The following is a 20487-nucleotide window of genomic DNA, read 5'->3' as shown; positions in this document are numbered from 1 at the left end:
CGGGTGGGCCCCTCATCACGCTATGACCAAACTGGAATGAATCCCGGACCAGTGCGAACGCGTTCCGGGAGAGTGAACTGTCTTGATGCGACAGCTCGGCTCTTCTGCCCGTGCGCCGCGACCCATAGCATTCTGGCCATGAATATGTCGAAGCTGACTTCCGTCGGCGGCAAGCGGCTCGTCGCCGCGCTGGCCGCCGCGGTCGCCGTCGCCACGGGCGTCGCCACGATGTCGGCTTCGGCGGCGGCCCCGCTGACCGTGGCGGCGGCACTGTCCGCACAGGACGGACGCTCCGCCACCGTGCTCGGCTACATCGTCGGGCAGCCCACCGCGACGAATACGGTGATCAAGTCCGGGTTCACCGGCGACACCGCGATCGCGATCGCCGACTCGGCCGCCGAGTCGAGCACCTCGCGCATGCTGTACGTGCAGGTCACCGCTGCCTACCGCAGTGCCTTCGGGCTGCAGAGCAACCCCGGGCTGATGGGCCGGCAGGTGACCGTCACCGGGACGCTGACGGCGTACTTCTCCCACGGCGGGCTCAAGGACCCGACCGCGATGAGCCTCGGCGGCGGCTCGACCCCGTCGCCAGCGCCCAGCACGTCGAGCGGACCGTACGACCCGACGTACTACGCGAGCGCGCTCGGCAAGACCGGCCCGGCGCTGCGCACCGCGCTGCACAACATCATCAAGGTGCAGACGAAGATCACGTACGCGCAGGTGTGGGACGGGCTCAAAGCCACCGACCAGGACCCCAACAACGCCAACAACGTCATCCTCATCTACAGCGGGCGTTCGCAGAGCAAGACCACCAACGGCGGCGGGGTGAACGACTGGAACCGCGAGCACGTCTGGGCGCAGTCGCACGGCGACTTCGGCACCGCGACCGGACCCGGCACCGACCTGCACCACCTGCGGCCCGAGGACGTGACGGTCAACTCCACCCGCGGCAACAAGGACTTCGACCTCGGCGGCTCCGCGGTGGGCGAGGCGCCCGGCAACTACACCGACACCGACTCGTGGGAGCCGCGCAACGCGGTCAAGGGCGACGTCGCCCGGATGCTGATGTACATGGCCATCCGGTACGAGGGCGAGGACGGCTGGCCGAACCTGGAGCTGAACAACTCGACCAGCAACGGTTCGGTGCCGTACATCGGCAAGCTGTCGGTGCTGCTGCAGTGGAACCTGCAGGACCCGCCGGACGCCTTCGAGAAGCGCCGCAACCAGGTCATCTTCGACAGCTGGCAGGGCAACCGCAACCCGTTCATCGACCACCCGGAGTGGGCGACGGCGATCTGGGGCTGACCGCCGGGGTGGTCAGCGGACCAGGCCGGCGATGAGGTTGATGGCGCCCGCCACGATGACCACCCCGAACAGGTACGCCACCAGCGCGTGCACCAGCACCGTCCGCCGTACCCGCCGGTCCCGCAACGTCGTGTCCGACACCTGGTACGTCATCCCGATGGTGAACGCCACGTACGCGAAGTCGCGGTAGTCGGGCTGGTCGGACTGCTCCGAGCCGAACTGGATCGCGCCGCCCGGCGAGCGGAAGTACAGGTGCGCGTAGCGCAGCGTGAACACCGTGTTGACCACCACCCACGACACCAGCACCGTCGACCCGGCGATCGCGACGTACAGCCCGCGCAGCGAGCCGCTGGACAGCCCGGCCAGGCGCAGCGCGACGAACACCCCGGTCAGGCTGGCCACGCTGGCGGCGAGCAGCAGCAGCGTGGCGGAGCCGCGGGTCTCGTCCTCCCGTACCGCGAGCTTGCGGGTGGCAGCGCCGTTCGCCCGGAGAATCATCGGCCAGGTCGCGATCAGGAAGGTCAGCGCCATCACGTTCCAGCCGCCGATCGCCGCCAGCTCCCAGGTCGTGGTCATCGCCAGCCCCGCCCCCGCCAGCAGCCCGAGGCAGGCGACGACGGCCGCGCGCCGCAGCGCGGGGGCGTGCCAGCCGAGCCAGCGGTGGTAGAACGTCGGGGACGGTATGCCGGGCATGCGTCCAGTCTCCACGGTCGGCGGTGCTCGCGCCGGTCACTCGGCGGGCCACACCGCGTACTGCGGGTCCTGTTTGGCCGTGTACATGGCCAGGTCGGCGCGGCGCAGCGTGGCCTCGGCGGGCTCGTCGGGACGGCGCAGCGCCACCCCGACGCTGACCGCGCTGCCGCTGTCCCGGGCCGCGGCGACCAGCCGGTCGGCGACCCGGATCGCCTCGGCGTCGTCGCGTACCTCCAGGACCGCGACGAACTCGTCGCCGCCGACCCGGAACAGCTCGTCGCGCTGGCGCAGGCAGTCGCGCATGCCCGTGGCCAGGTCCACGAGCAGCCGGTCGCCAGCGGCGTGCCCGAGCCGGTCGTTGACCTGTTTGAAGTTGTCCACGTCGATGACCAGCAGCGCGGTGCGGCCGGCCCGCGCGGCGGCGAGCCGCTCGGTGAACGGGCCGACGTGGCGCAGCCCCGTCAGCGGGTCGGTCTCGGCCAGGGCCTGCATCTGGTGCAGCGCCCCGAGCCGGTCGTAGCACTCGGCGGCGTTGGCCATGAGCAGCTCCAGCACGGTGACCGTGCCCGCGTCGACGCGCACCTGCAGCTCGTCCATGACCAGCATCGCCACCTCCAGCCGCGGATCAGGGGCTGTTCCGCGTACGGGGAAGGCGAGCAGCGTGCGGACCCCGGCCTGCACGAGCGGTTCGAACCCGCGTACGTCCTCGCCGGACGGGTCGCCGAGGGTGTGCGAAGCCCCGTGCCGACACACCGCGTCCACGAGCGCCGACAGCACGTCGGGCGGCAGCTCGGCGACGCGGGTCGGCAGGTCGGCTGCCCCGGCGGCGGTGTGCACGGCGGTCTGGCGCAGCGGGTGCTGCGGCTCGCCACGCGGGGTGGCGCGCCGCGTGAGCACCGTCGCGCCGCCCAGGCCGGTGAGTTCGACCGCGGCGCGGCAGGCCATCTCGGCCAGCTGCACGCCGCTGTGCGCGGTGGCGAACATGAGGGTGTGCCGCAGCAGCAGCTCCGCCCGGGACTCGGCGGGCAGGCCGCCCAGTTCGTCGATGCGCCGCCGCAGCCGCAGGCCGACCTCGGCCAGCTCCTCCGCCCACTGCACCGGGTCGGTGACGACGTGGTCGAACTCGATGTTGACCACGCCGATGGGCGGGTCGGGCCGCTCGCTGAGCGGGGCGCAGACCACGGAGCCGACGGGACGTCCGGCGTGCAGGCCCGAGTACGCGATCGAGGCGTCGTCGATCGCCGCCGGGCGGCCCGTGGCCAGCACGTGGCCGACGACGCCGTAGTGGCTCGGCACCGCCGCCGGGGCCTGCCAGGCGCCGCTGAACGCGACCACCGACAGCTGGCCCGGACCGAGCAGCAGCACGTCGACGGCCGCGCCGGTGTGGCCGTGCAGCACCGACACCGCGGCGTTGCAGGCCCGCGCCACCGAGTCGCAGCCGGCCGCGACCTGCGCCACGTCCTCGATGACACCTTTACCGAGCCGGGGAGCCATCACATCCCGCCATGCCACGCCGCCTGCCGCGGACCGACTTCCAGCCTAATCCCGGGCACCTGCCCGGCGGCCCGGTTCCGGCTCGGCCGCCGCCCCACCGATGCGGGCCCGGCGGCTATTCTGCGCCGATGACGGGTTCCACGGACCGGCCGCTGGGCCGCGGGGCGGGCGTTCGTCTGGGTGGACGACGAGCTGACCGACCACGACCGTGACTGGGTGGCGGCGCACCACGAGGGCCGGGCGCTGCTGCACCGGGTGGACCCCCGCCGGGGCCTTCAGCCCGCCGACTTCGCCGCCATCCGCGCCTGGCTGGCGGCCCTGGAACGGTGAAGATCGCCGTTTCCGGTCCGAAGATGAGGTCGGACCTCACTTCCTGACCGGAAACGGCGATCTTCGTCCAGTCGGCCCGCCCACGGCCCGGGGGAAGGTGGGACGTGGGCGGGCGGCGGGTCAGATGCGGTAGATGGCCAGGCCCATGACGGCGGGCTTGCCGTACGCGCCGGTGACGTCGATGTTGAGCACGCCGTCGGACACCGTCACGGTGTACGCGCCGTTCTCGCGCCAGTGGCTCAGCGCCAGGTCACCGAGGTTGCTGGCCTTGAGGATGCCCTCCAGGGTGACGTTGAACCGGCGCGTGTTGCCCTGCACCGACTCCATCTCCCAGACGTACACCTGGTAGGTGCCGTTGGCGACGGTCTGCGACATCGAGATCGTGCCCAGGTCCGTGCCGATCAGGCCGGTGTGGAGCATGTCCACGGTGGCCGTGTCGGGCAGCGGGCTGGGCGTGACGGTGTTGGTGTGGGCGGTGCCGCCGGACACGGTGAACCCGGTGGACTGGGCCGTGCTCTGGCTGACCCACTGGTTGCCCTCGATGACGACCGCCGGCCCGTTGAGGTTGATGCCCTTGACGAAACCGGTGGCCGGCGGCGTGGACGGGGACGGCGAGGCGGGCGGTGCGGACGGCGACGGGGAGGTGGTGGACCCGCCGGTGACCACGGCCCGGTCGAGGGTGACGACCGTGCCGGAGGCGCTGGCGTTCTTGGTGCCGGTGTTGCGGATCCGCAGCGTGTGGTTGCCCGCGGCCAGCACCGGGCTGGTCCAGACCGCCACGTCGCCGGTCTTGGCGGCGGCGTACAGGTCGACGTTGACCTCGGTGCCGCCGTCGATCGACACCGCGGCGATGCCGTGGTGGGATCCGGTCACGGCCCGGTAGACGACCCGGGTGCCGTTGAAGGCCAGTGTCGCGGTCTCCCCGCTGGTGAGGCTCCAGCTCTGCGAGGCGTTGTAATACACCGCCGGGGCGGTCTCATTGCAGCCGGCGCAGTGGTTCCAGCCGCTGTAGTTCCACTGGTTCTGCCCGGTGCCCTGGGTCGCGTCGTCGACGTTGACCGTGCCCGGCGGCTGCGGCGACGCGCTGGGCGACGGCGACGGCGAGGCCGGGGGAGACGGCGGCGGCGACGACGGCAGGACCCCGCCGTTCTTGGCGATCAGGCGCGCGGCCTGGGTCGCGAACATCTGGTACGCCGGGTCGTACTGCGATTTGGTGGTGTCGGGTTCGCCGTAGATGGAGAAGCCCTCGCCGTTGTCGGGCGGCCAGATGAACGTGGCCGGGTCGACGGTGTCGTCCTGCGGGTGCGGCCTGGTCGCCGGGGGCACGACCTTGCCCTCGACCCGCCAGGACAGCCAGCCGGCGCAGTCGTTGTTGTTGTAGATCGTGTCGGCCCAGCCGCTGTAGATGCTCGACCGGGTGACCTTCTCCGCCGCGCTGCGGGCTGGGTAGGCGAACTCCTGCATGAGGACCGGCTTGCCGGAGGCCACCGCCGTCGCGCAGTGCTGCGTGATCAGGTTGTTGACCTGCTGCGGGGAGATGTTGTGGTACGTCGGGTAGGTGTGCCAGGTCTGGAAGTCGATCGCCGGCACGTTGGCGGCCTCGGTGTTCGGGTCGGAACCTGCCTGCCCGCCGTAGAAGCCCTCACTGCCGGTGGTGACCAGCTGCTGCGCGCCCTGCGCCTTGATGTAGGACGCCATCTCCTGGTACCAGCCCTGGGCCAGCGACACCGAGCTGACCTCGGGCTCGTTCATCAGGTCCCAGGCGAAGATGGTCGGATCGTCCTTGTACTTCACACCCGTGATGCTGTTGGTGCGGTTGAGCACGAAGCTCACCCAGTCCTTGTACAGCTGCTTGGTGCGGGAGTCGCTGTAGAAGAACGTGTAGCGCTGCGCGTGGCTCGACCCGTTGTAGCCGGGGATGTACCACGAGTTGATCTGCTGGGTGCCGCCCGCCCACTGCCAGAAGTCCATCATCGCGATGTTGAGCTTCAGGCCGAGCTGCCCGGCCTTGGCGATGACGTAGTCCCAGCGGCCCAGCCCGTTGGTGGTGCTCGGGTTGAACGCGTACGTGTTGGTGGCGGTGTCCCAGTAGATCAGGTACGTGCCGTGCATGCCCATGTTGGACGCGTCGCCGGTGCTGGCCGGGTTCCAGATGTGCGGCTTGGTGGTGCCGTCCAGCGACCCGATGACCGAGTGCAGGATGCCGCGTACGACGTTGTAGTTGCTCGCGTCGGCGTAGCCGAGCATCGAGTCGACCTCGGCGCGGGTGCCCCAGCCGAGGTAGTGGCTGTTGGTGCCCGCGACGTAGAACGGCTTGCCGTCGAGCATGAACTTGGTGCCGGAGGTGGTGACGAAGCCGGGGGCGGCGTTCGCCTTGTTGCCGACGAGCAGGGGTAGTGCCACGGCGAGGACCATCGCAATCATGAGCGGGATGGTGAGCCGGTTGAGCCGAAGAGCTTTCATGCCAGGTCTCCTACCTGTGTCTCTCCTGGTGCTCTGGGGGGAGCGCCGCGTCCGGGGCCGGGCGCCCCGAACGCGACGTGCTTCGATTAATGCGCATCTTTCAAACATCACGGACACAGGCGTCCCCGGGTCCGGTTCTTGCGACGCCCGTCAGCCGGCTGCGGGCGGGTCCAGTGGGGGGATGGCGTTCGCGGCGATGACCTGCCGGAACCAGTGGCCGCTGTCCTTGACGGTGCGGCGCTGGGTGTCGCGGTCGACGTGGATGAGGCCGAAGCGCTGGCTGTAGCCGTACACCCACTCGAAGTTGTCGATCAGGGACCACATCACGTAGCCGCGTACGTCCACGCCGTCGGTGATGGCGTCGTGCAGCGCGGCCAGGTGCGCGTGCAGGTAGGCGACCCGGCCCGCGTCGTCCACGCGCCCGTCCGGGCCGACCGTGTCCGGTGAGGCCACCCCGTTCTCGGCGATGACGATCGGCACCGGGCCGTAGTCGTGCCGGATGCGGTTGAGCAGCTCGCGCAGCGCGGCAGCGTCGACGACGCCGTGGATCGTGGACGGCCCGTCGGCGGGCGCGATGTGCAGCAGGCCGTCGCTGCCGACCCACCGGTTGTACGGGTCGGCGGGCCCGGGACCGGCGGCGACGTACAGCGGCGTGTAGTAGTTCACGCCCAGCACGTCGATCGGCGCGGTCGCCGTCGCCAGGTCCCCGTCGCGCACGAAACCCCAGTCGGTGATGTGCGCCGTGTCGGCGATCAGGTCGGCCGGATACTGCCCGCGCAGCAGCGGGTCGAGGAAGATCCGGTTGCGCAGGGCGTCGGCGCGGCGTACCGCGTCCTGGTTTTCCTGGGTGTCCACCGGCGTGCGGACCGGGGCCGGGTTGAGCGCGATCGAGACCTGGGCGGTGCCCGGCAGCGCGGCCCGCAGCGCCTGCACGCCCAGGCCGTGGGCGAGGTTGAGGTGGTGCGCCACGGTCAGCGTGGTGGCGTCGTCGGCGACGCCCGGGGCGTGGATGCCCGACGCGTGCCCGAGGAACGCCGTGCACCACGGCTCGTTGAGGGTGACCCACAGCGGCACCCGGTCGCCCAGGCGCGCCGCGACCAGGGCCGCGTAGTCGGCGAAGCGCTCGGTCATGTCCCGGTTCGCCCAGCCGCCCGCGTCCTGCAGCACCTGCGGGTGGTCCCAGTGGTAGAGCGTCAGCATCGGCTCGATGCCGTTGGCCAGCAGCTCGTCCACCAGCCGGGAGTAGAAGTCCAGCCCCTTGACGTTGACCGCGCCGCGCCCGTCCGGCTGCACCCGCGGCCAGGACACCGAGAAGCGGTACGTGTTCAGGCCCAGCTGCGCCATCAGCGCCACGTCGTCGCGGTAGCGGCGGTAGTGGTCGACGGCCAGGTCGGCGCGGTCGCCGTTGTCCACCCGCCCGGGGACTGCGGTGAAGGTGTCCCAGACCGAGGGCGTGCGCCCGTCGGCGTCCAGGGCGCCCTCGACCTGGAACGCCGCCGTCGCCGCGCCCCAGCGGAAGCCCGCGGGGAACTCCGGCGGGGCGTGGCGGCGGTCGGGCGCGGTCTGGCTGGGGGCGGTCATCGGCGGCACTCCTTGCGGGTCAGGGCGGTCAGGACGTGCGGTATTTCCCGGTGCTGCCGCGCGGCAGCAGCCGGTAGGGCTCGGCGGGCTGGGAGTCGGCCCCCGGCCCGCCGTCGATGGCGGCGAACAGCATGCGCGCCGCCTGCGCGCCCCGGCCCGGGATGTCGTGGGCCAGCGCGGTCAGCTTCGGGTTGACCAGCCGGCACAGCCGGGAGTCGTTGAACGCGACCAGGGACAGCTCGTCCGGAACGGACAGCCCCATCTCCAGGGCGACCTCCAGGCCGGTCACCGCGGTCAGGTCGGTGTGGTAGATGATCGCCGTCGGCCGGTCCGGAGAGGCCAGCAGCCGCCTGGTGGCCTGGGCGCTGTCCTCGTCGGAGTAGTCCGCGCGCACCGTCACCGGTTCGGGCAGGCCGCGCAGGCGGCACACCTCGTGCAGGGCGGTGGTGCGGTCGACGATGTGGCGCATGTCCGGGTCGCCCGCGACGTGCGCCAGGCGGCGGTGGCCGAGCGCCGCCAGGTACTCGACGACGTCGGTCATGCCGGCCGCGTCCTGCGACCAGATGCTCGGCAGCGAGCCCGTGCCGACGGGGCCGCCGATGACGACCGCGGGCAGGTGCAGGTCCTCCAGCACGCCGACGCGAGGGTCGTCGTCGCGCAGGTTGAGCACGATGACGCCGTCGACGCGGTGCTCGGCCCACCAGCGGCGGTAGGTCGCGATCTCGGCCTCGGTGTCCTCGACGACCTGGAGGTTGAGCCCGCAGGAGCGGGCCGACAGCTCGGACTCCAGACCGCTGATCAGCTCCATGGTGAACGGCTCGGCCCCGAGCAGTCGCGCGGGCCGCTGCAGCGCCAGGCCGATCGCGCCGGCCCGGCCGCCGCGCAGGGCGCGGGCCGCGCTGTGCGGCCGCCAGCCCAGTTCGGACGCCACGGCCAGGACCCGCTGGCGGGTCTCCTCGGAGACCCCGGGCTGGTCGTTGAGCGCGAACGAGACCGCCGACCGGGAGACTCCGGCACGGCCGGCGATGTCGGCGATGGTGGGGCGCTTCACGGCCGTCCTCCGTTCCGCATGGGCAGCTCCCTGGTCGTTGGCACTAAACCGATTTTGTTACGGACCGGGACAGTAGCAGCGCGCTCCGTCGTGTGGAAGACCCCGGTCGATCCGACCGCCACCCGGCGGGATCCGTTGAGCCGCTGGAGATAGTTGCTCATCTGCGGTGATGCTCCTCTGGGGATGTGGCGGAAAAGTTTCCGGCGTAACACGGTGTTGACGTACCTGTGGGGGCGGGCTATGGTCCCGGTCACTGTTTCGATTTAGTTCGCCATCGCGTCAAGATGGATCGCGACAGGACCGCCGGGGCACCGCTCCGGAGGCCCGCCCGATGCCGGCCGGACGCAACGCTTCCGCACCTCTCCACGCGCATCGCACCTCACAGGAGTTCACTATGGAGCATGCTCGATCCAGGAAGTCCCGCCGGAGGCCCGGCGTCGTCCTGAGCGCGCTGCTGCTGGCCGCGTCGCTCGTCACGGCGGCCTGCGGCGGCGGTGACGAGCCCGAGGCCGCCGGCGGCCCGGTCACCATCAGCTGGGGCTGGTGGAGCAACACCCCCGAGAAGGACGCGCTCTACCGCAAGTGGCTCGACGGCTTCGAGGCCGCCAACCCCAACATCAAAATCAAGTCCGAGTTCCTGCCCTGGGACGCGTACTGGGACAAGGTCAAGACCACGACCGCGGGCGGCAACGCCTACGACGTGGTCGGCCTGTGCTCCTGCTTCGCGGCGTCGTACTTCGACAACGAGGTCTTCGCCGACCTCAAGAAGATGGACGGCTACGCCGACGCCGTCAAGGGCGCCCAGCCCGGCCCGGTCGGCGTCTTCGGCTGGCAGGACAAGCAGTACGCGATGCCCGTCGGCATCTCCGTGCCGCTGGTCGGCTACAACAAGGACCTGTTCAAGGCCGCGGGCGTCGCCGACCCGGACCCGGCCGTGCCGATGACCCTGGACGCCTTCAAGGAGATGGCCAAGAAGCTCACCAAGGTCAACGGCTCCGGCAAGGTCACCCAGTACGCCCTGCACCCGGGCAGCCTCAACTTCTGGGAGTCGCTGATCGCGATGCGCGGCGGCTCGATGTACGACAACTTCGTCAGCCCGACGAAGGTCACCATCAACACCCCGCAGGGCATCGCCGGCCTGGCCGACTACGCCGGCCTGTTCACCGACAAGATCGTGCCGCCGATCGACGAGCAGCGCGAGAACCAGTGGCTCAACGGTGACCTGGACAGCCTGCGCACCGGCAAGGTCGCCATGGCCCGGGTCGGTCCCTGGAACTTCGCCGACATCGCCGCCAAGTCCCCGAACATCGGCGTCTTCCCGCTGCCGAAGGTCGGCGACAGCCTGGTCCTCTACTCCGGCGCCAACGGGTACGCGATCTCCGCCGAGAGCGAGCACCCCAAGGAGGCCTGGGCGTTCCTGAAGTGGATGCTCAAGACCGAGAACCAGGTCGAGTTCGCCAAGTTCAGCGACGTGCCGGTCGACGTCGAGGCGCTGAAGAAGCTGCCCGACTTCATCACCCCGAAGGACTTCGCGCCGACCCTGCTGGCCTCCGTGCCGGCCTTCCGCCCCGGTCTGCTGACCGTCAAGGAGGAGCTGGGCAAGGACGTCGGCCTGATCATCGACGACCTGGGCCGCGGCAAGCTCACCCCCGAGCAGGCCGCCGCCGAGATCGAGAAGAAGGGCAACGCGCTGCTGGCGCAGTGACCCGTCCCTGCGGCGACGCCCCACACGCGCGGGGCGTCGCCGCCCGGGCCCGGCCGCCCCGGGGGCGGCCGGGCCCACCCCGCCCGACCCCATCCGCGCCCGTTCCCGCAGGTCCCGACCGGAGGCGTACCGCATGACCATGGCTCTTAACCCGCAGCGGCCCAAGCGCCGCTGGTGGCGGCGGGAGGGGGTGCAGGGATACCTCTACATCAGCCCGTGGCTGCTGGGCTTCCTGATGTTCGGCGTCGCGCCGCTCATCGCCGCGTTCATGACCAGCCTGTCCAAGGCCAACGTGTTCCGCACGATCCGGTTCGTGGGCACCGACAACTACGAGAAGATCCTCACGAACGACCCGGTGTTCGCCACCATCGCCGGGAACATGCTGATCTACGTGATCGGATCGACGGTCATCTCGATCGGCCTGGGCCTGATCCTGGCGCTGCTGCTGTTCAAGGACTTCCGCGGCAACCACGTCTTCCGCACCCTGATCTACGTGCCCAGCCTGCTCGTCGGCATCGCCACCGCGTACCTGTTCAAGCAGGTGTTCCGGGGCGGCGAGGTGGGCCTGGCCAACATGTTCCTCAGCCTGTTCGGCACCGAGCCGGTGAACTGGCTCGGCGACTCCGACAAGCCCTGGCTCGCGCTGGTCGCGCTGATCCTGGTCAACGTATGGTTCGCCGGCGGCACCATGCTGATCTTCCTCGCCGGGCTCAAGGGCATCCCGGCCAGCTACTTCGAGGCCGCCCGCGTCGACGGGGCCGGGCCGTGGCAGATGTTCCGCAAGGTCACCCTGCCGCTGCTGTCGCCGGTCATCGTCTTCAACACCGTCATGGCGCTGATCGGGCACATCCAGGTCTTCGAGACCCCGCTCGCGTTCGCCAACAGCGGCGGCGTCGCCACCGGCAACCCGCTCGGCTACGAGAACAGCCTCGGCACCTTCGTCACCTACCTGTACGTCAAGGGCTTCGTCTACCAGGACATGGGCTATGCCTCGGCGCTGGCGTTCATCATGTTCGCCGCGACCCTGCTGCTGACCGGCCTGGTGCTCTGGCTGGCCCGGCGCTTCACCGCGTACGGCGACGCCGACCAGAACTGACCCCGGAGGACTGTCATGCACGACGTGTTGGAGCGCCCCGCCGCCACGACGCCCGCCCCGCCCGCGGCGAACACGCTCAAGCGCCGCCGCAACAGCCGCACGCGCTGGGAGCTGACCGCGCGGATCACCGCGCTGAGCCTGTTCTGCCTGCTGTTGCTGTTCCCGTTCGTGTGGCTGGTGTCGCAGTCGCTCAAGGACACCAACCAGTACTTCGCCGTGCCGTTCGAGTGGATCCCCAGCCCGTTGCGCTGGGAGAACTTCACCGACGTCATCTTCAAGTACGAGTTCCTGCACTACATCGGCAACAGCCTGTGGCTGGCGGTGTACGCCGTCGTGGTCAACATCCTGTCGTCGTCGTTCGTCGCGTACGGCTTCTCCCGGTTCCGCTTCCCCGGCCGCAACGCGCTGTTCATGGTCGTGCTCGCCACCATGATGCTGCCCGGCCAGGTCATGACGATCTCGCTGTACCGCTTCTACCGCGACATCGGCTGGATCGACACCTTCTACCCGCTGCTGGTCCCGAAGCTGTTCGGGGCCGCGTTCGAGATCTTCCTGTTCCGGCAGTTCTTCCTCAGCCTGCCCCGCGAGATCGACGAGGCCGCCCGCATCGACGGCTGCGGCACCCTGCGCACCTGGTGGCACATCATCCTGCCGCAGTCCAAGCCGGTGATCATCGTCGTCGCGGTGTTCACGTTCCTGGGCAGCTGGCGGGAGCTGTTCGGGCCGCTGATCTACCTCACCGGGGAGGAGAACCGCACCCTGCCGCTGGGCCTGCTCTACTTCACCTCGCCGTTCGGCTCGTCGCTGCCCATGCTGATGGCCGCCATCGTCATCTCGCTCATCCCACCCGTCGTCCTGTACGCCCTCGGGCAGAAGTACATCGACAAGGGCGTCGCCATCGCGGAGATCAAATGAACCTGCCCCAGCCTGTCGCTCTTCGCCGGCCGTTGGACCGGGCCGCGCTGCCCGCCCCGGTGCTGGACGCCGAACCCGAGCTCGTCGAGCTGTACTGGGCCGCGTGGGAGCTGGCGTACCAGCACGTCGTGACGCGGGAGGGGGCGCCGCGCTCGCCGTACATGGACGAGGGGTTCGATCCGGACACGATCTGGATCTGGGACACGTGCTTCATGGCGCACTTCTGCAAGTACGCCCCCGACCTGTTCCCCGGGGTGGAGAGCTTCGACAACTTCTACCGGCCGATGTACGACGGTTCGCCGACGTCGTTGAAGATCCATCACCCGGACAACCCGCCGCTGTTCGCCTGGTCCGAGGAGGAGTACGTCCGCCACACCGGCGACCTGGACCGGGTCCGGTGGCTGCTGCGCGATCGCCGCTACCTGCAGCAGCACTTCGCGTTCATGGAGGGCACCCCGGCCGGCAGCCGCTTCCCGCACAGCAACATCCCGACCACCGTGCAGCGCGTGCCGCGCGGCTACCTGTGGGAGGGCGTGACCAGCGGCATGGACAACACGCCCCGCGCCCCGATCCAGGGCGAACACGGCACCTCCGGCGGCATCCTCTGGTTCGACGTCGCCGCTCAGCAGGCGTTGTCGGCCCGCTCCATCGCCACGCTCGCCAGGCTCATCGGGGATTCGGCCCTCGCCGAGGAGTACGACGCGCACCACGCGCGGCTCGTCGCGCTGGTCGACGACTTCTGGTCGACCGAGCACGGGTTCTACCTCGACCGCTTCGCCGAGGAGCCGTACAACTTCCACCGGGTACGCACGCCCGCCGCGTACTGGCCCCTGCTGGCGGGTGCGTGCGACGCCGAGCAGGCCGCCGTGCTGGCCACCGCGCTCGCCGACCCGACCTGCTTCGGCGGCACGGTGCCCTGGCCGTCGGTGGCCCGCGACGACCCGGAGTTCCGCCCCGACGGCATGTACTGGCGGGGAGGGGTCTGGGTCCCCGTTGCCTATGCCAGTGCCCGTGCGCTGGCCGACTCCGGCCACCACGACGTCGCCCACCGCGCGTCCCTCGACCTGATCCGCCACATGGCCGCCACCTGGTCGTCCTACTCGCCCCCGACGATCTGGGAGGCCTACTCACCGACCCGCCCGGCCCCCTCCACGGCCAAGGACGACCGCACTCCCGTACGCCCCGACTTCTGCGGCTGGTCAGCCCTGGCCCCGATCTCCATGCTCATCGAACACGTCCTCGGCTTCCGCGTCGACGCCCTCACCCGCACCCTCCACTACCGCCCCCACCTCCCCGGCCGCACCGGCATCCGCAACCTCCGCGTCGCCGACACCCGCATAACCGTCGTCGCCGACGACACCACCCTCACCGTCGACACCGACGGCCCCCTCACCCTCGCCCTCCCCGACCGCACCCTCCCCCTCACCCCCGGCCACCACCGTTTGGAAAGGAAGGGCACCTTCACATCGCCATAGGTAGCGGAAGGGCACCTTCTTAACGTGGCATGCCGGCTGGGCTGCGGTGGAAGAACGCCGCTGGTGGGCAGGGCGTGGGCAGCGCGGGGGAGGGCAGGCGCGCGGTCGCGGGTAGGCGGCCGCGCCGTGCGTCGCGCCGTCTTTGTCGGCGCAAGATCTGTTTTTGTGGACGATGGACGTCGTCAGGGCAGCGTCCATCGTCCACATAAACAGATCTTCACGGGCGCGGTGAGTTCGCGGAGCCAGGCGCGTAGAGCAACGCCTTCGGGCATGGCGTCGTCGGAGCCACCGACGACGGGGTGTTCGCGCAGTCAGTCCGCAGGGGGGAGCGCGTCCAGGCGGGCGGCCACGTGTCGCTCGACGCGGGCCATGGTGCGGGTGAACTCGGCGGCGAGGTCGAAGTCGTACCGTCGGGCCAGTACCAGCACCGACCACAGGCAGTCGGCCAGCTCGTGCGCGAGCGCCTCTCGCCCGCCGGGCAGCTCGCGCCGGCCCTCGGCGGCCATCACCTGCTTGGCCAGGTCGCCGACGTCGCCGACGAAGCCGAGCATCAGGTCTTCCCGGGTCCACGCCCGGCCCTGGACGCGCAGGTTGAGTTCGTCGTACAGCTCGCAGATCTGCAGCGCTCGCTCCTGCAGGCTTTCCAACTCGGTCATGGTCTCCCCGTCTGCTCCGTCGCGACACCGCACGGTATCGCGTCGCCCGCCCGCCATGGGGGCGCAAGCACGCAGCTCACCGCAGGTGAGGAGTTAAGAAGGTGCCCTTCCTCTACGAAAAACGATGGGAAGGTGCCCTTCCTTCATACAGTGGCGGCGCAGCCCCGAGGGGTGCGCCGCCGCCGTTGTGTCAGAGGCCCTGAGCGGCCTACTCGAGTGCGAACTCCAGTGCGTACTCGAGAGCGAACTCCAATGCGGACATGGCGAACACCACCTTTCCGAGGACTGCCTGACGTGCGTGGACTCAGCTTCCTGCCCCCGCAACAAAGTGTCAAGCAACTCTATATTTAGATTGATTACGATCCGGTCAACAGATCCAGTGGCACGGCCTTCGCGATCGCCTCGTTGCCCGCGTCGTTGGGGTGGATGTGGTCGCCGCTGTCGAAGGCGGCGCGCAGTTTGCCGGACGCGTCGGGATCGCGGAGCACGGCGTCGAGGTCGATGACGTCGTCGAACTGGTCGCTGTCGCGCAGGTACGCGTTCACCGCGAGGCGGGTGTTCTCCTTGCCGGGTGTCCACGAGCTGAACCCCTGGAACGGCCCCAGCGTGCAGGCCACCACCCGCAGCCCGAGCTGGCGGGCCTGGGTGGCGAGCTGGCGTAGGCCGAAGATGATGCGCTCGGGGGAGTCGTCGTAGATCTGGATGTCGTTGATGCCCAGCGCGATGACGACCGTGTGTGCGCCGGTCTGGCCGGGGGCGTCGCGCAGGAAGCGGGCCAGGCCGTTGACGCCGAGTTCAGGGAAGCCGATCTCGGAGCCGTCGTGGGTCAGCGCGTTGCCGGCCAGGCCGAGGTTGAGCACGGCCGGGTCGGCGTCCGCCGGGTCGTCGTGCAGGCGGGTCGCCAGGTAGTCGGTCCAGCGCCGGTGCAGGCCCAGCGTGGAGCCGTTGCCCGCGGTGAGCGAGTCGCCGAGGACCGCCACGGACCCGGCCGCGTGCCTGGTGTGCACGTCGACGCCGCTGAGGAAGAACCAGTAGTTGCGGCTGTCGGTGACCGTGTACTCGGCCTTGGCGGCCTGGTCGCCCGCGCCGATGTACGCCGGCTCGCGGGCGTTGAACTGGAACGTCACCGGGCCGGTCGCCACCGGCAGGAAGAGGCTGACGGTCAGCTCCTGCAGCGCCTGCACCGGCATCGGCACCGGGTCGCTGAGCACCTGGCCGCCCTTGGGCACGGTGACCTGCTGGCGGCCGTCGAAGGTCAGCTCACGCAGGGTGGCGGGCTGGATCTGCGGGGTGTCGTTGGCGACCGGCAGTGCCAGCGTCGCCCGGCCGATGGTCAGCGGCTGCGTGCCGTACGCGTTCGACAGGCGGATGCGGGTCTCGTCGCCGCCGACCGAGGTGCGCACGGTCATGCGTACCGTCTGGTTGGTGAAGCCCTTGCCGGCGATGCCGCCACCTGCCGGGGCCAGCGCGGCCGCCCACGTGCCTACCCAGCCCTCGCCGGGCGCCGCCTCGGCCGGCGAGCCGGACCGGCCCCACGCGACGGCCAGGGTGAGCGCGGTGGCGACGAGCACGACGGCCGCGACGACGACGCGCCGCTGCGAGGGATTGGCCACGGACATCGACCTTCCAGGCGGGACGCCGCACCACGTCGCGCGATGTCCAGGTAGGAGGTCATCAAAGACCGGTCATCGCACGTACGTCAATACGTCGATCACCCGATCCGGGGTGGAGGCCGGACCTCCGGCCGCGTTGGGGCGCAGGGTCGGAGATCCGGCGGCTGTGGGGCCGTCAGCCGGCGATGGTGGCGTGCATCTCCCAGATCATCACTTCGGCGGGTCCGCTCGCGGTGATGCGCTGGCCGCCGCTGCCGGTCAGGCGTACGGCGTCGCCCTGGGCCAGTGGGCCGGCCTGCTCCATGGTCACCGAACCGCGTGCCACGAACAGGTGCAGGTACGGCGCGTTCGGCAGCTCGACGCTGCCGCCCGCCTCCAGCCGCGCGACGTGCAGCGCGGCGTGCCGGTTCTTGATCCGGATCGCGGCCGCGCCGTCGTGCTGCTTCATGCCGGAGGCCACCGTGACCAGGCCGCCGCGCAGCAGCTCGTCGTCGATCTCGAGCTGCTCGTAGCCGGGCTTGATGCCGTCGGTGTCCGGGACCACCCACATCTGGATGAAGTGCACCGGGTCGGCGTGCTTGCTGCCCTCCAGCCGCCAGGAGTCGTTCTTCTCCGAGTGCAGGATGCCCTTGCCCGCGCTCATCCGCTGGGCCAGGCCCGGGTAGATGATGCCGGAGTGGCCGGTCGAGTCCTGGTGCACCAGCGAACCGCGCAGCACCCAGGTCACGATCTCCATGTCGCGGTGCGGGTGCGTCTCGAAGCCCATGCCGGGCTTGACGATGTCGTCGTTGTTGACCAGCAGCAGCCCGTGGTGGGTGTTGCGCGGGTCGTAGTGGCGACCGAACGAGAACGAGTGCTTGGAGTCCAGCCAGCCGATGCGGGTCTTGGCCCGCTCGTCGGCGTACCGGACGTCGATGAGCTCGCGGCGGGGCTTGGCGGTGGAGGTCTTCACGGCCGTGCCTTTCGATCAGGTCGTTGCGTTGTCAACGAGTGCAGCATACATGACATTGTTGCGCGGTCAACTATTCCCGGTAGACTGCAGCCATGGCTGAGACGCGCTGGCTGGACGACGACGAGCAGGCGACCTGGCGGGCGTACCTGGAGGGCACCCGGCTGCTGATCCACGCGCTGGACCGGCAGCTCGAAACGGACTCCGGGGTCTCTTTCGCCGATTACGAGCTGCTCGTCCTGCTCTCCGAAGCGCCGGGACACCGGTTGCGCATGCGTGATCTGGCCGACGCCAGCTTCACCTCCCGCAGCGGGGTGACCCGTGCGGTGACCAGGCTGGAGGACGCAGGCTGGGTGCGCCGCGTCGAGTGCGACGCCGACCGGCGCGGCATGCACGCCGAGCTGACCGAGGCGGGCGCGGCCAAGCTCGCCGCCGCCGCGCCCGGCCACGTCGGCGCGGTGCGCGAGCACATGTTCGACCACCTCAGCCAGGCCGAACAGGAGCACATCCGCGAGGCGTACACCCGGATGCGGGCGCATCTGCGTCCCTGAGCCGGCCCCGGATATCGTGTACCGATGCCCGAGGGTCACACCGTACGCAGGCTCGCCGAGCGGCACCGCGAGCTGTTCGCGGGGGAGCGGTCGCCGTCACCAGCCCGCAGGGCAGGTTCGCCGAGGGCGCGGCCCGCATCAGCGGCGCGGTCCTGCTCGACACCGAGGCGTACGGCAAACACCTGCTGCATCACTACGGCGATGTCAGCCTGCACGTGCACCTGGGGCTCTACGGCAAGTTCGCCGACGGCGACCTGCCCGTGCCGGCGCCCGTCGGCCAGATCCGGCTGCGTTTGGCCAACACCCGGCACTGGCTCGACCTGCGCGGCCCGACCGCCTGCGAACTGCTCGACCCGCCCGAGGTCGACGCGCTGCGGGCCCGGCTGGGCGCCGACCCGCTGCGCCCCGACGCCAAACCCGAGCAGGCGTACGAGCGCATCCGCCGCAGTGACCAGGCGCTGGCCGCACTGCTGCTCGACCAGTCGGTGGTGGCGGGCACCGGCCTGATCTTCGTGCTGGAGGCGCTGTTCCGGGCCGGGCTGTCCCCGACCACGCCCGGCCGCAGGCTCACCCCCGACGGGTGGCGGGAGCTGTGGGCCGACCTCGTCGACCTGATGGGCAAGGCCGTGGTCAGCGGCCGGATCGACACGGTGCGCCCGGAGCACGAGCCGCAGGCGATGGGCCGCCCGCCACGGGTCGACCGGCACGGCGGCGAGGTCTACGTGTACCGCCGTCCCGGACTGCCCTGCCTGGCCTGCGGCACCGAGGTGAGCCGCGGCGAGCTGGCCGGGCGCAATTCGTACTGGTGCGCGACGTGTCAGAAGGGGGCGGCGTGACGCGGTACGCCGGGTTGCTGCGCGGGATCAACGTGGGCGGCAACAAGAAGATCGCCATGGCCGACCTGCGCAAGCTGGTTGAGGGACTGGGCCACGCGGACGTGAAGACGCTGCTGCAGAGCGGCAACGTGGTCTTCTCCAGCGACTCGCCGGACCAGGCCGCCCTGGCCGCCGAGCTGGAACGGGCCATCGAGGCCGAGCTGGGTTTGTCCGTCGGCTGCCTGGTGCGCGACGGGGCCGACCTGGCCCGGATCGTCGCGGCCAACCCGCTCGGCGAGATCGCTGACAACCCGTCCCGCCAGTTCGTGGTGTTCCTGTCCGGCCCGGTGGACCCGGCGAAGCTGGCCGAGGTCGAAACGCTGGCCAAACCGGGGGAGCGGCTCGCGGCGGGGGAGCGCGAGGTCCACATGTGGCTGCCCGACGGCGCGGCCGAGACCAAACTGACCCACCTGCTCTTCCAGAAGCGCCTCGGCGTCACCGTCGCCACCGCCCGCAACTGGAACACCGTCACCAAACTCGCCACCCTTCTCACCTGACCCCGCCCCCGCCGCGCTGCCCCGCGCCGCCCACCCCGTTCCGTCATAGACGCTGGCCTATCACATCGAAAATCCGTGCCCCGGATTCGATGTGATAGGCCAGCGTCTATGTAGAGCGGGCCGCGGGAGCGGACGTCAGTGGTGGCGGTGGGTGGCCAGACGGGCCAGGGCGTGCAGCTGCGATGCCGGGGCCAGGGCCAGGTCGGCGGCGTGCAGGCGGCGCAGGGCCTGGGCGAGCAGAGCGTCGGCGCGGGCGCGGGCCCAGGCGCGGGCGCCGGCGGCGTCGACCAGTTCCGCCGCGCGGGTGAGGTCCGGGCCGTCGAGCGGGCCTTGGCGCTGGTACAGCAGGGCCAGCTCGTGGCCGGCGGGGGTGCCGGAGGTGAGCGCGGCGACGACCGGTAGCGACTTCTTGCGGCTGGCCAGGTCGGAGTGCACCGGTTTGCCGGTGACGGCGGGGTCGCCCCAGATGCCGAGCAGGTCGTCGACGAACTGGAAGGCCAGCCCCGTCCGGCGGCCGAACTCGGTCAGCGCCGCGACCTGGTCGACGTTGCCGCCGCCGAGCAGGGCGCCGAGCGCGCACGCCCCGCCCAGCAGCGCGGCCGTCTTCGCCTCGGCCATCGACAGGCACTCGGCCAGGCGCACGTCGTCGCGTTCCTCGAACTCCAGGTCGGCGCTCTGGCCGTCGAGCAGTTCCTGGACCGCGATGTTGAGCAGCCGGCCCGCCTCGGGCACGGCCGGATGCCCGCAGCCGGCGAGCACGTCGAAGCCGAGCGCGAGCAGCGCGTCCCCGGCGAGGATGGCCGGGGCCTGCCCGAACACCGTCCACGCGGTGGGCCGGTGCCGCCGGGTGACGTCGCCGTCCATGATGTCGTCGTGCAGCAGCGAGAAGTTGTGGATCAACTCCACCGCCACCGCCGCGGGCACCGCCTGCGCCGCGTCGGCGCCCACCGCCTCGGCCGCGACCAGCGCCAGCGCGGGCCGGATCGCCTTTCCGGCGTCACCGCTGGCCGGGGTGCCGTCGGCGTCCCACCAGCCGAAGTGATACCCCGAGATGCGGCGCATCGAGGGCCGCAGCGTGCCTACCGCGGTTCTTAACGCGGGGTCGACGAGGGTGCGGCTCCACGCCAGCACGTCCCGTGCGGACTGACCGCGTGCCATCTCCACAGTGCTCATGGTGCTACCACCTCTCCGAAAGGCTTACGACAGGAAACGCCGGGCACCCTGTCCAACGTGCGCAC

At 70.6% G+C, this 20487-nt stretch carries 17 protein-coding genes and 1 pseudogene; 9 read left to right on the top strand and 9 right to left on the bottom strand.

From position 1 onward, the window contains the following. Positions 1-138: 138 nt before the first annotated feature. Positions 139-1305: an endonuclease gene (locus AB0B66_RS26320; protein ID WP_360534884.1), complete on the top strand. Its 1167-nt coding sequence runs from the start codon at positions 139-141 to the stop codon at positions 1303-1305. Positions 1306-1317: 12 nt separating this feature from the next. Here AB0B66_RS26320 and AB0B66_RS26315 read toward each other — a convergent pair whose 3' ends face one another. Together AB0B66_RS26315 and AB0B66_RS26310 are read right to left on the bottom strand one after the other, a co-directional pair. After that, positions 1318-1998, bottom strand: coding sequence for a DUF1345 domain-containing protein (locus tag AB0B66_RS26315; protein ID WP_360534882.1), 681 nt, complete (start codon positions 1996-1998; stop codon positions 1318-1320). A gap of 36 nt (positions 1999-2034) precedes the next feature. Continuing rightward, entirely contained in the window at positions 2035-3492 is a 1458-nt protein-coding gene (locus tag AB0B66_RS26310) for a GGDEF domain-containing protein (RefSeq protein WP_360534880.1), read from the bottom strand. Between the two features lie 180 nt (positions 3493-3672). On the opposite strand from AB0B66_RS26310, the gene AB0B66_RS26305 reads away from it, so the two are divergent. Beyond that, positions 3673-3822, top strand: a complete 150-nt coding sequence (locus AB0B66_RS26305; RefSeq protein WP_360534878.1) for a hypothetical protein — start codon at positions 3673-3675, stop codon at positions 3820-3822. A gap of 120 nt (positions 3823-3942) precedes the next feature. On the opposite strand, the gene AB0B66_RS26300 is transcribed toward AB0B66_RS26305, so the two are convergent. The 3 genes from AB0B66_RS26300 to AB0B66_RS26290 all read right to left on the bottom strand — a co-directional run bounded on the left by AB0B66_RS26300 (position 3943) and on the right by AB0B66_RS26290 (position 8917). After that, entirely contained in the window at positions 3943-6285 is a 2343-nt protein-coding gene (locus tag AB0B66_RS26300) for a hypothetical protein (protein ID WP_360534876.1), read from the bottom strand. Positions 6286-6435: 150 nt separating this feature from the next. Continuing rightward, a complete protein-coding gene (locus AB0B66_RS26295; protein WP_360534874.1) occupies positions 6436-7866 on the bottom strand; it encodes a GH1 family beta-glucosidase in 1431 nt (476 codons plus the stop codon). Positions 7867-7894: 28 nt separating this feature from the next. Continuing rightward, positions 7895-8917, bottom strand: a complete 1023-nt coding sequence (locus AB0B66_RS26290) for a LacI family DNA-binding transcriptional regulator (RefSeq protein WP_360534872.1) — start codon at positions 8915-8917, stop codon at positions 7895-7897. Positions 8918-9311: 394 nt separating this feature from the next. Between AB0B66_RS26290 and AB0B66_RS26285 the strand changes: the two genes are divergently transcribed. The 4 genes from AB0B66_RS26285 (at position 9312) to AB0B66_RS26270 (ending at position 14108) form a co-directional block, all read left to right on the top strand. Continuing rightward, complete coding sequence (locus AB0B66_RS26285) at positions 9312-10622, top strand: sugar ABC transporter substrate-binding protein (protein ID WP_360534870.1); 1311 nt, start codon at positions 9312-9314, stop codon at positions 10620-10622. Between the two features lie 133 nt (positions 10623-10755). Next, a complete protein-coding gene (locus tag AB0B66_RS26280) occupies positions 10756-11718 on the top strand; it encodes a sugar ABC transporter permease (protein ID WP_360534868.1) in 963 nt (320 codons plus the stop codon). Between the two features lie 15 nt (positions 11719-11733). After that, the gene (locus tag AB0B66_RS26275; RefSeq protein ID WP_360534866.1) at positions 11734-12633 is read left to right on the top strand and encodes a carbohydrate ABC transporter permease; all 900 of its coding nucleotides are present in this window, start codon (positions 11734-11736) and stop codon (positions 12631-12633) included. Next, complete coding sequence (locus tag AB0B66_RS26270; RefSeq protein WP_360534864.1) at positions 12630-14108, top strand: trehalase family glycosidase; 1479 nt, start codon at positions 12630-12632, stop codon at positions 14106-14108. The genes AB0B66_RS26275 and AB0B66_RS26270 overlap by 4 nt, the downstream gene beginning before the upstream one ends. 311 nt (positions 14109-14419) lie before the next feature. On the opposite strand, the gene AB0B66_RS26265 is transcribed toward AB0B66_RS26270, so the two are convergent. The 3 genes from AB0B66_RS26265 to AB0B66_RS26255 all read right to left on the bottom strand — a co-directional run bounded on the left by AB0B66_RS26265 (position 14420) and on the right by AB0B66_RS26255 (position 17329). Further along, entirely contained in the window at positions 14420-14764 is a 345-nt protein-coding gene (locus AB0B66_RS26265) for a MazG nucleotide pyrophosphohydrolase domain-containing protein (RefSeq protein WP_360534862.1), read from the bottom strand. A gap of 356 nt (positions 14765-15120) precedes the next feature. After that, positions 15121-16377, bottom strand: coding sequence for a GDSL-type esterase/lipase family protein (locus AB0B66_RS26260; RefSeq protein WP_360534860.1), 1257 nt, complete (start codon positions 16375-16377; stop codon positions 15121-15123). Positions 16378-16552: 175 nt separating this feature from the next. Next, positions 16553-17329 (bottom strand): pirin family protein, encoded by a 777-nt coding sequence (locus AB0B66_RS26255; RefSeq protein ID WP_360534858.1) that lies wholly within the window; start codon positions 17327-17329, stop codon positions 16553-16555. A 92-nt stretch (positions 17330-17421) separates the two neighbouring features. Here AB0B66_RS26255 and AB0B66_RS26250 point away from each other — a divergent pair, with 92 nt between their 5' ends. From AB0B66_RS26250 to AB0B66_RS26240, 3 genes and pseudogenes are all read left to right on the top strand, one after another. Next, on the top strand, positions 17422-17877 hold the full coding sequence (locus AB0B66_RS26250) for a MarR family transcriptional regulator (RefSeq protein ID WP_360534856.1): 456 nt from the start codon (positions 17422-17424) through the stop codon (positions 17875-17877). Positions 17878-17901: 24 nt separating this feature from the next. Beyond that, positions 17902-18713 (top strand): annotated as a pseudogene (locus tag AB0B66_RS26245) (DNA-formamidopyrimidine glycosylase family protein). Then, on the top strand, positions 18710-19249 hold the full coding sequence (locus AB0B66_RS26240) for a DUF1697 domain-containing protein (protein ID WP_360534854.1): 540 nt from the start codon (positions 18710-18712) through the stop codon (positions 19247-19249). Before AB0B66_RS26245 ends, AB0B66_RS26240 begins: the two are co-directional and overlap by 4 nt. A 135-nt stretch (positions 19250-19384) precedes the next feature. On the opposite strand, the gene AB0B66_RS26235 is transcribed toward AB0B66_RS26240, so the two are convergent. After that, positions 19385-20422 carry a family 2 encapsulin nanocompartment cargo protein polyprenyl transferase gene (locus AB0B66_RS26235; protein ID WP_360534852.1) on the bottom strand — a complete coding sequence of 346 codons (1038 nt, stop codon included), beginning with the start codon at positions 20420-20422 and terminating at the stop codon, positions 19385-19387. Positions 20423-20487 lie beyond the last annotated feature (65 nt).

This window comes from Catellatospora sp. NPDC049111 (assembly GCF_040648615.1).
Lineage (GTDB): Bacteria > Actinomycetota > Actinomycetes > Mycobacteriales > Micromonosporaceae > Catellatospora > Catellatospora aurea.
This window is presented reverse-complemented; position numbering and strand designations above follow the sequence as displayed.

What these genes read in the sequence shown, in the direction of transcription:
- AB0B66_RS26320 (WP_360534884.1), top strand. Translation starts at nt 139, where the DNA reads ATGAATATGTCGAAGCTGACTTCCGTCGGCGGCAAGCGGCTCGTCGCC.
- AB0B66_RS26315 (WP_360534882.1), bottom strand. Translation starts at nt 1,998, where the DNA reads ATGCCCGGCATACCGTCCCCGACGTTCTACCACCGCTGGCTCGGCTGG.
- AB0B66_RS26310 (WP_360534880.1), bottom strand. Translation starts at nt 3,492, where the DNA reads ATGGCTCCCCGGCTCGGTAAAGGTGTCATCGAGGACGTGGCGCAGGTC.
- AB0B66_RS26300 (WP_360534876.1), bottom strand. Translation starts at nt 6,285, where the DNA reads ATGAAAGCTCTTCGGCTCAACCGGCTCACCATCCCGCTCATGATTGCG.
- AB0B66_RS26295 (WP_360534874.1), bottom strand. Translation starts at nt 7,866, where the DNA reads ATGACCGCCCCCAGCCAGACCGCGCCCGACCGCCGCCACGCCCCGCCG.
- AB0B66_RS26285 (WP_360534870.1), top strand. Translation starts at nt 9,312, where the DNA reads ATGGAGCATGCTCGATCCAGGAAGTCCCGCCGGAGGCCCGGCGTCGTC.
- AB0B66_RS26280 (WP_360534868.1), top strand. Translation starts at nt 10,756, where the DNA reads ATGACCATGGCTCTTAACCCGCAGCGGCCCAAGCGCCGCTGGTGGCGG.
- AB0B66_RS26275 (WP_360534866.1), top strand. Translation starts at nt 11,734, where the DNA reads ATGCACGACGTGTTGGAGCGCCCCGCCGCCACGACGCCCGCCCCGCCC.
- AB0B66_RS26270 (WP_360534864.1), top strand. Translation starts at nt 12,630, where the DNA reads ATGAACCTGCCCCAGCCTGTCGCTCTTCGCCGGCCGTTGGACCGGGCC.
- AB0B66_RS26265 (WP_360534862.1), bottom strand. Translation starts at nt 14,764, where the DNA reads ATGACCGAGTTGGAAAGCCTGCAGGAGCGAGCGCTGCAGATCTGCGAG.
- AB0B66_RS26250 (WP_360534856.1), top strand. Translation starts at nt 17,422, where the DNA reads ATGGCTGAGACGCGCTGGCTGGACGACGACGAGCAGGCGACCTGGCGG.
- AB0B66_RS26235 (WP_360534852.1), bottom strand. Translation starts at nt 20,422, where the DNA reads ATGAGCACTGTGGAGATGGCACGCGGTCAGTCCGCACGGGACGTGCTG.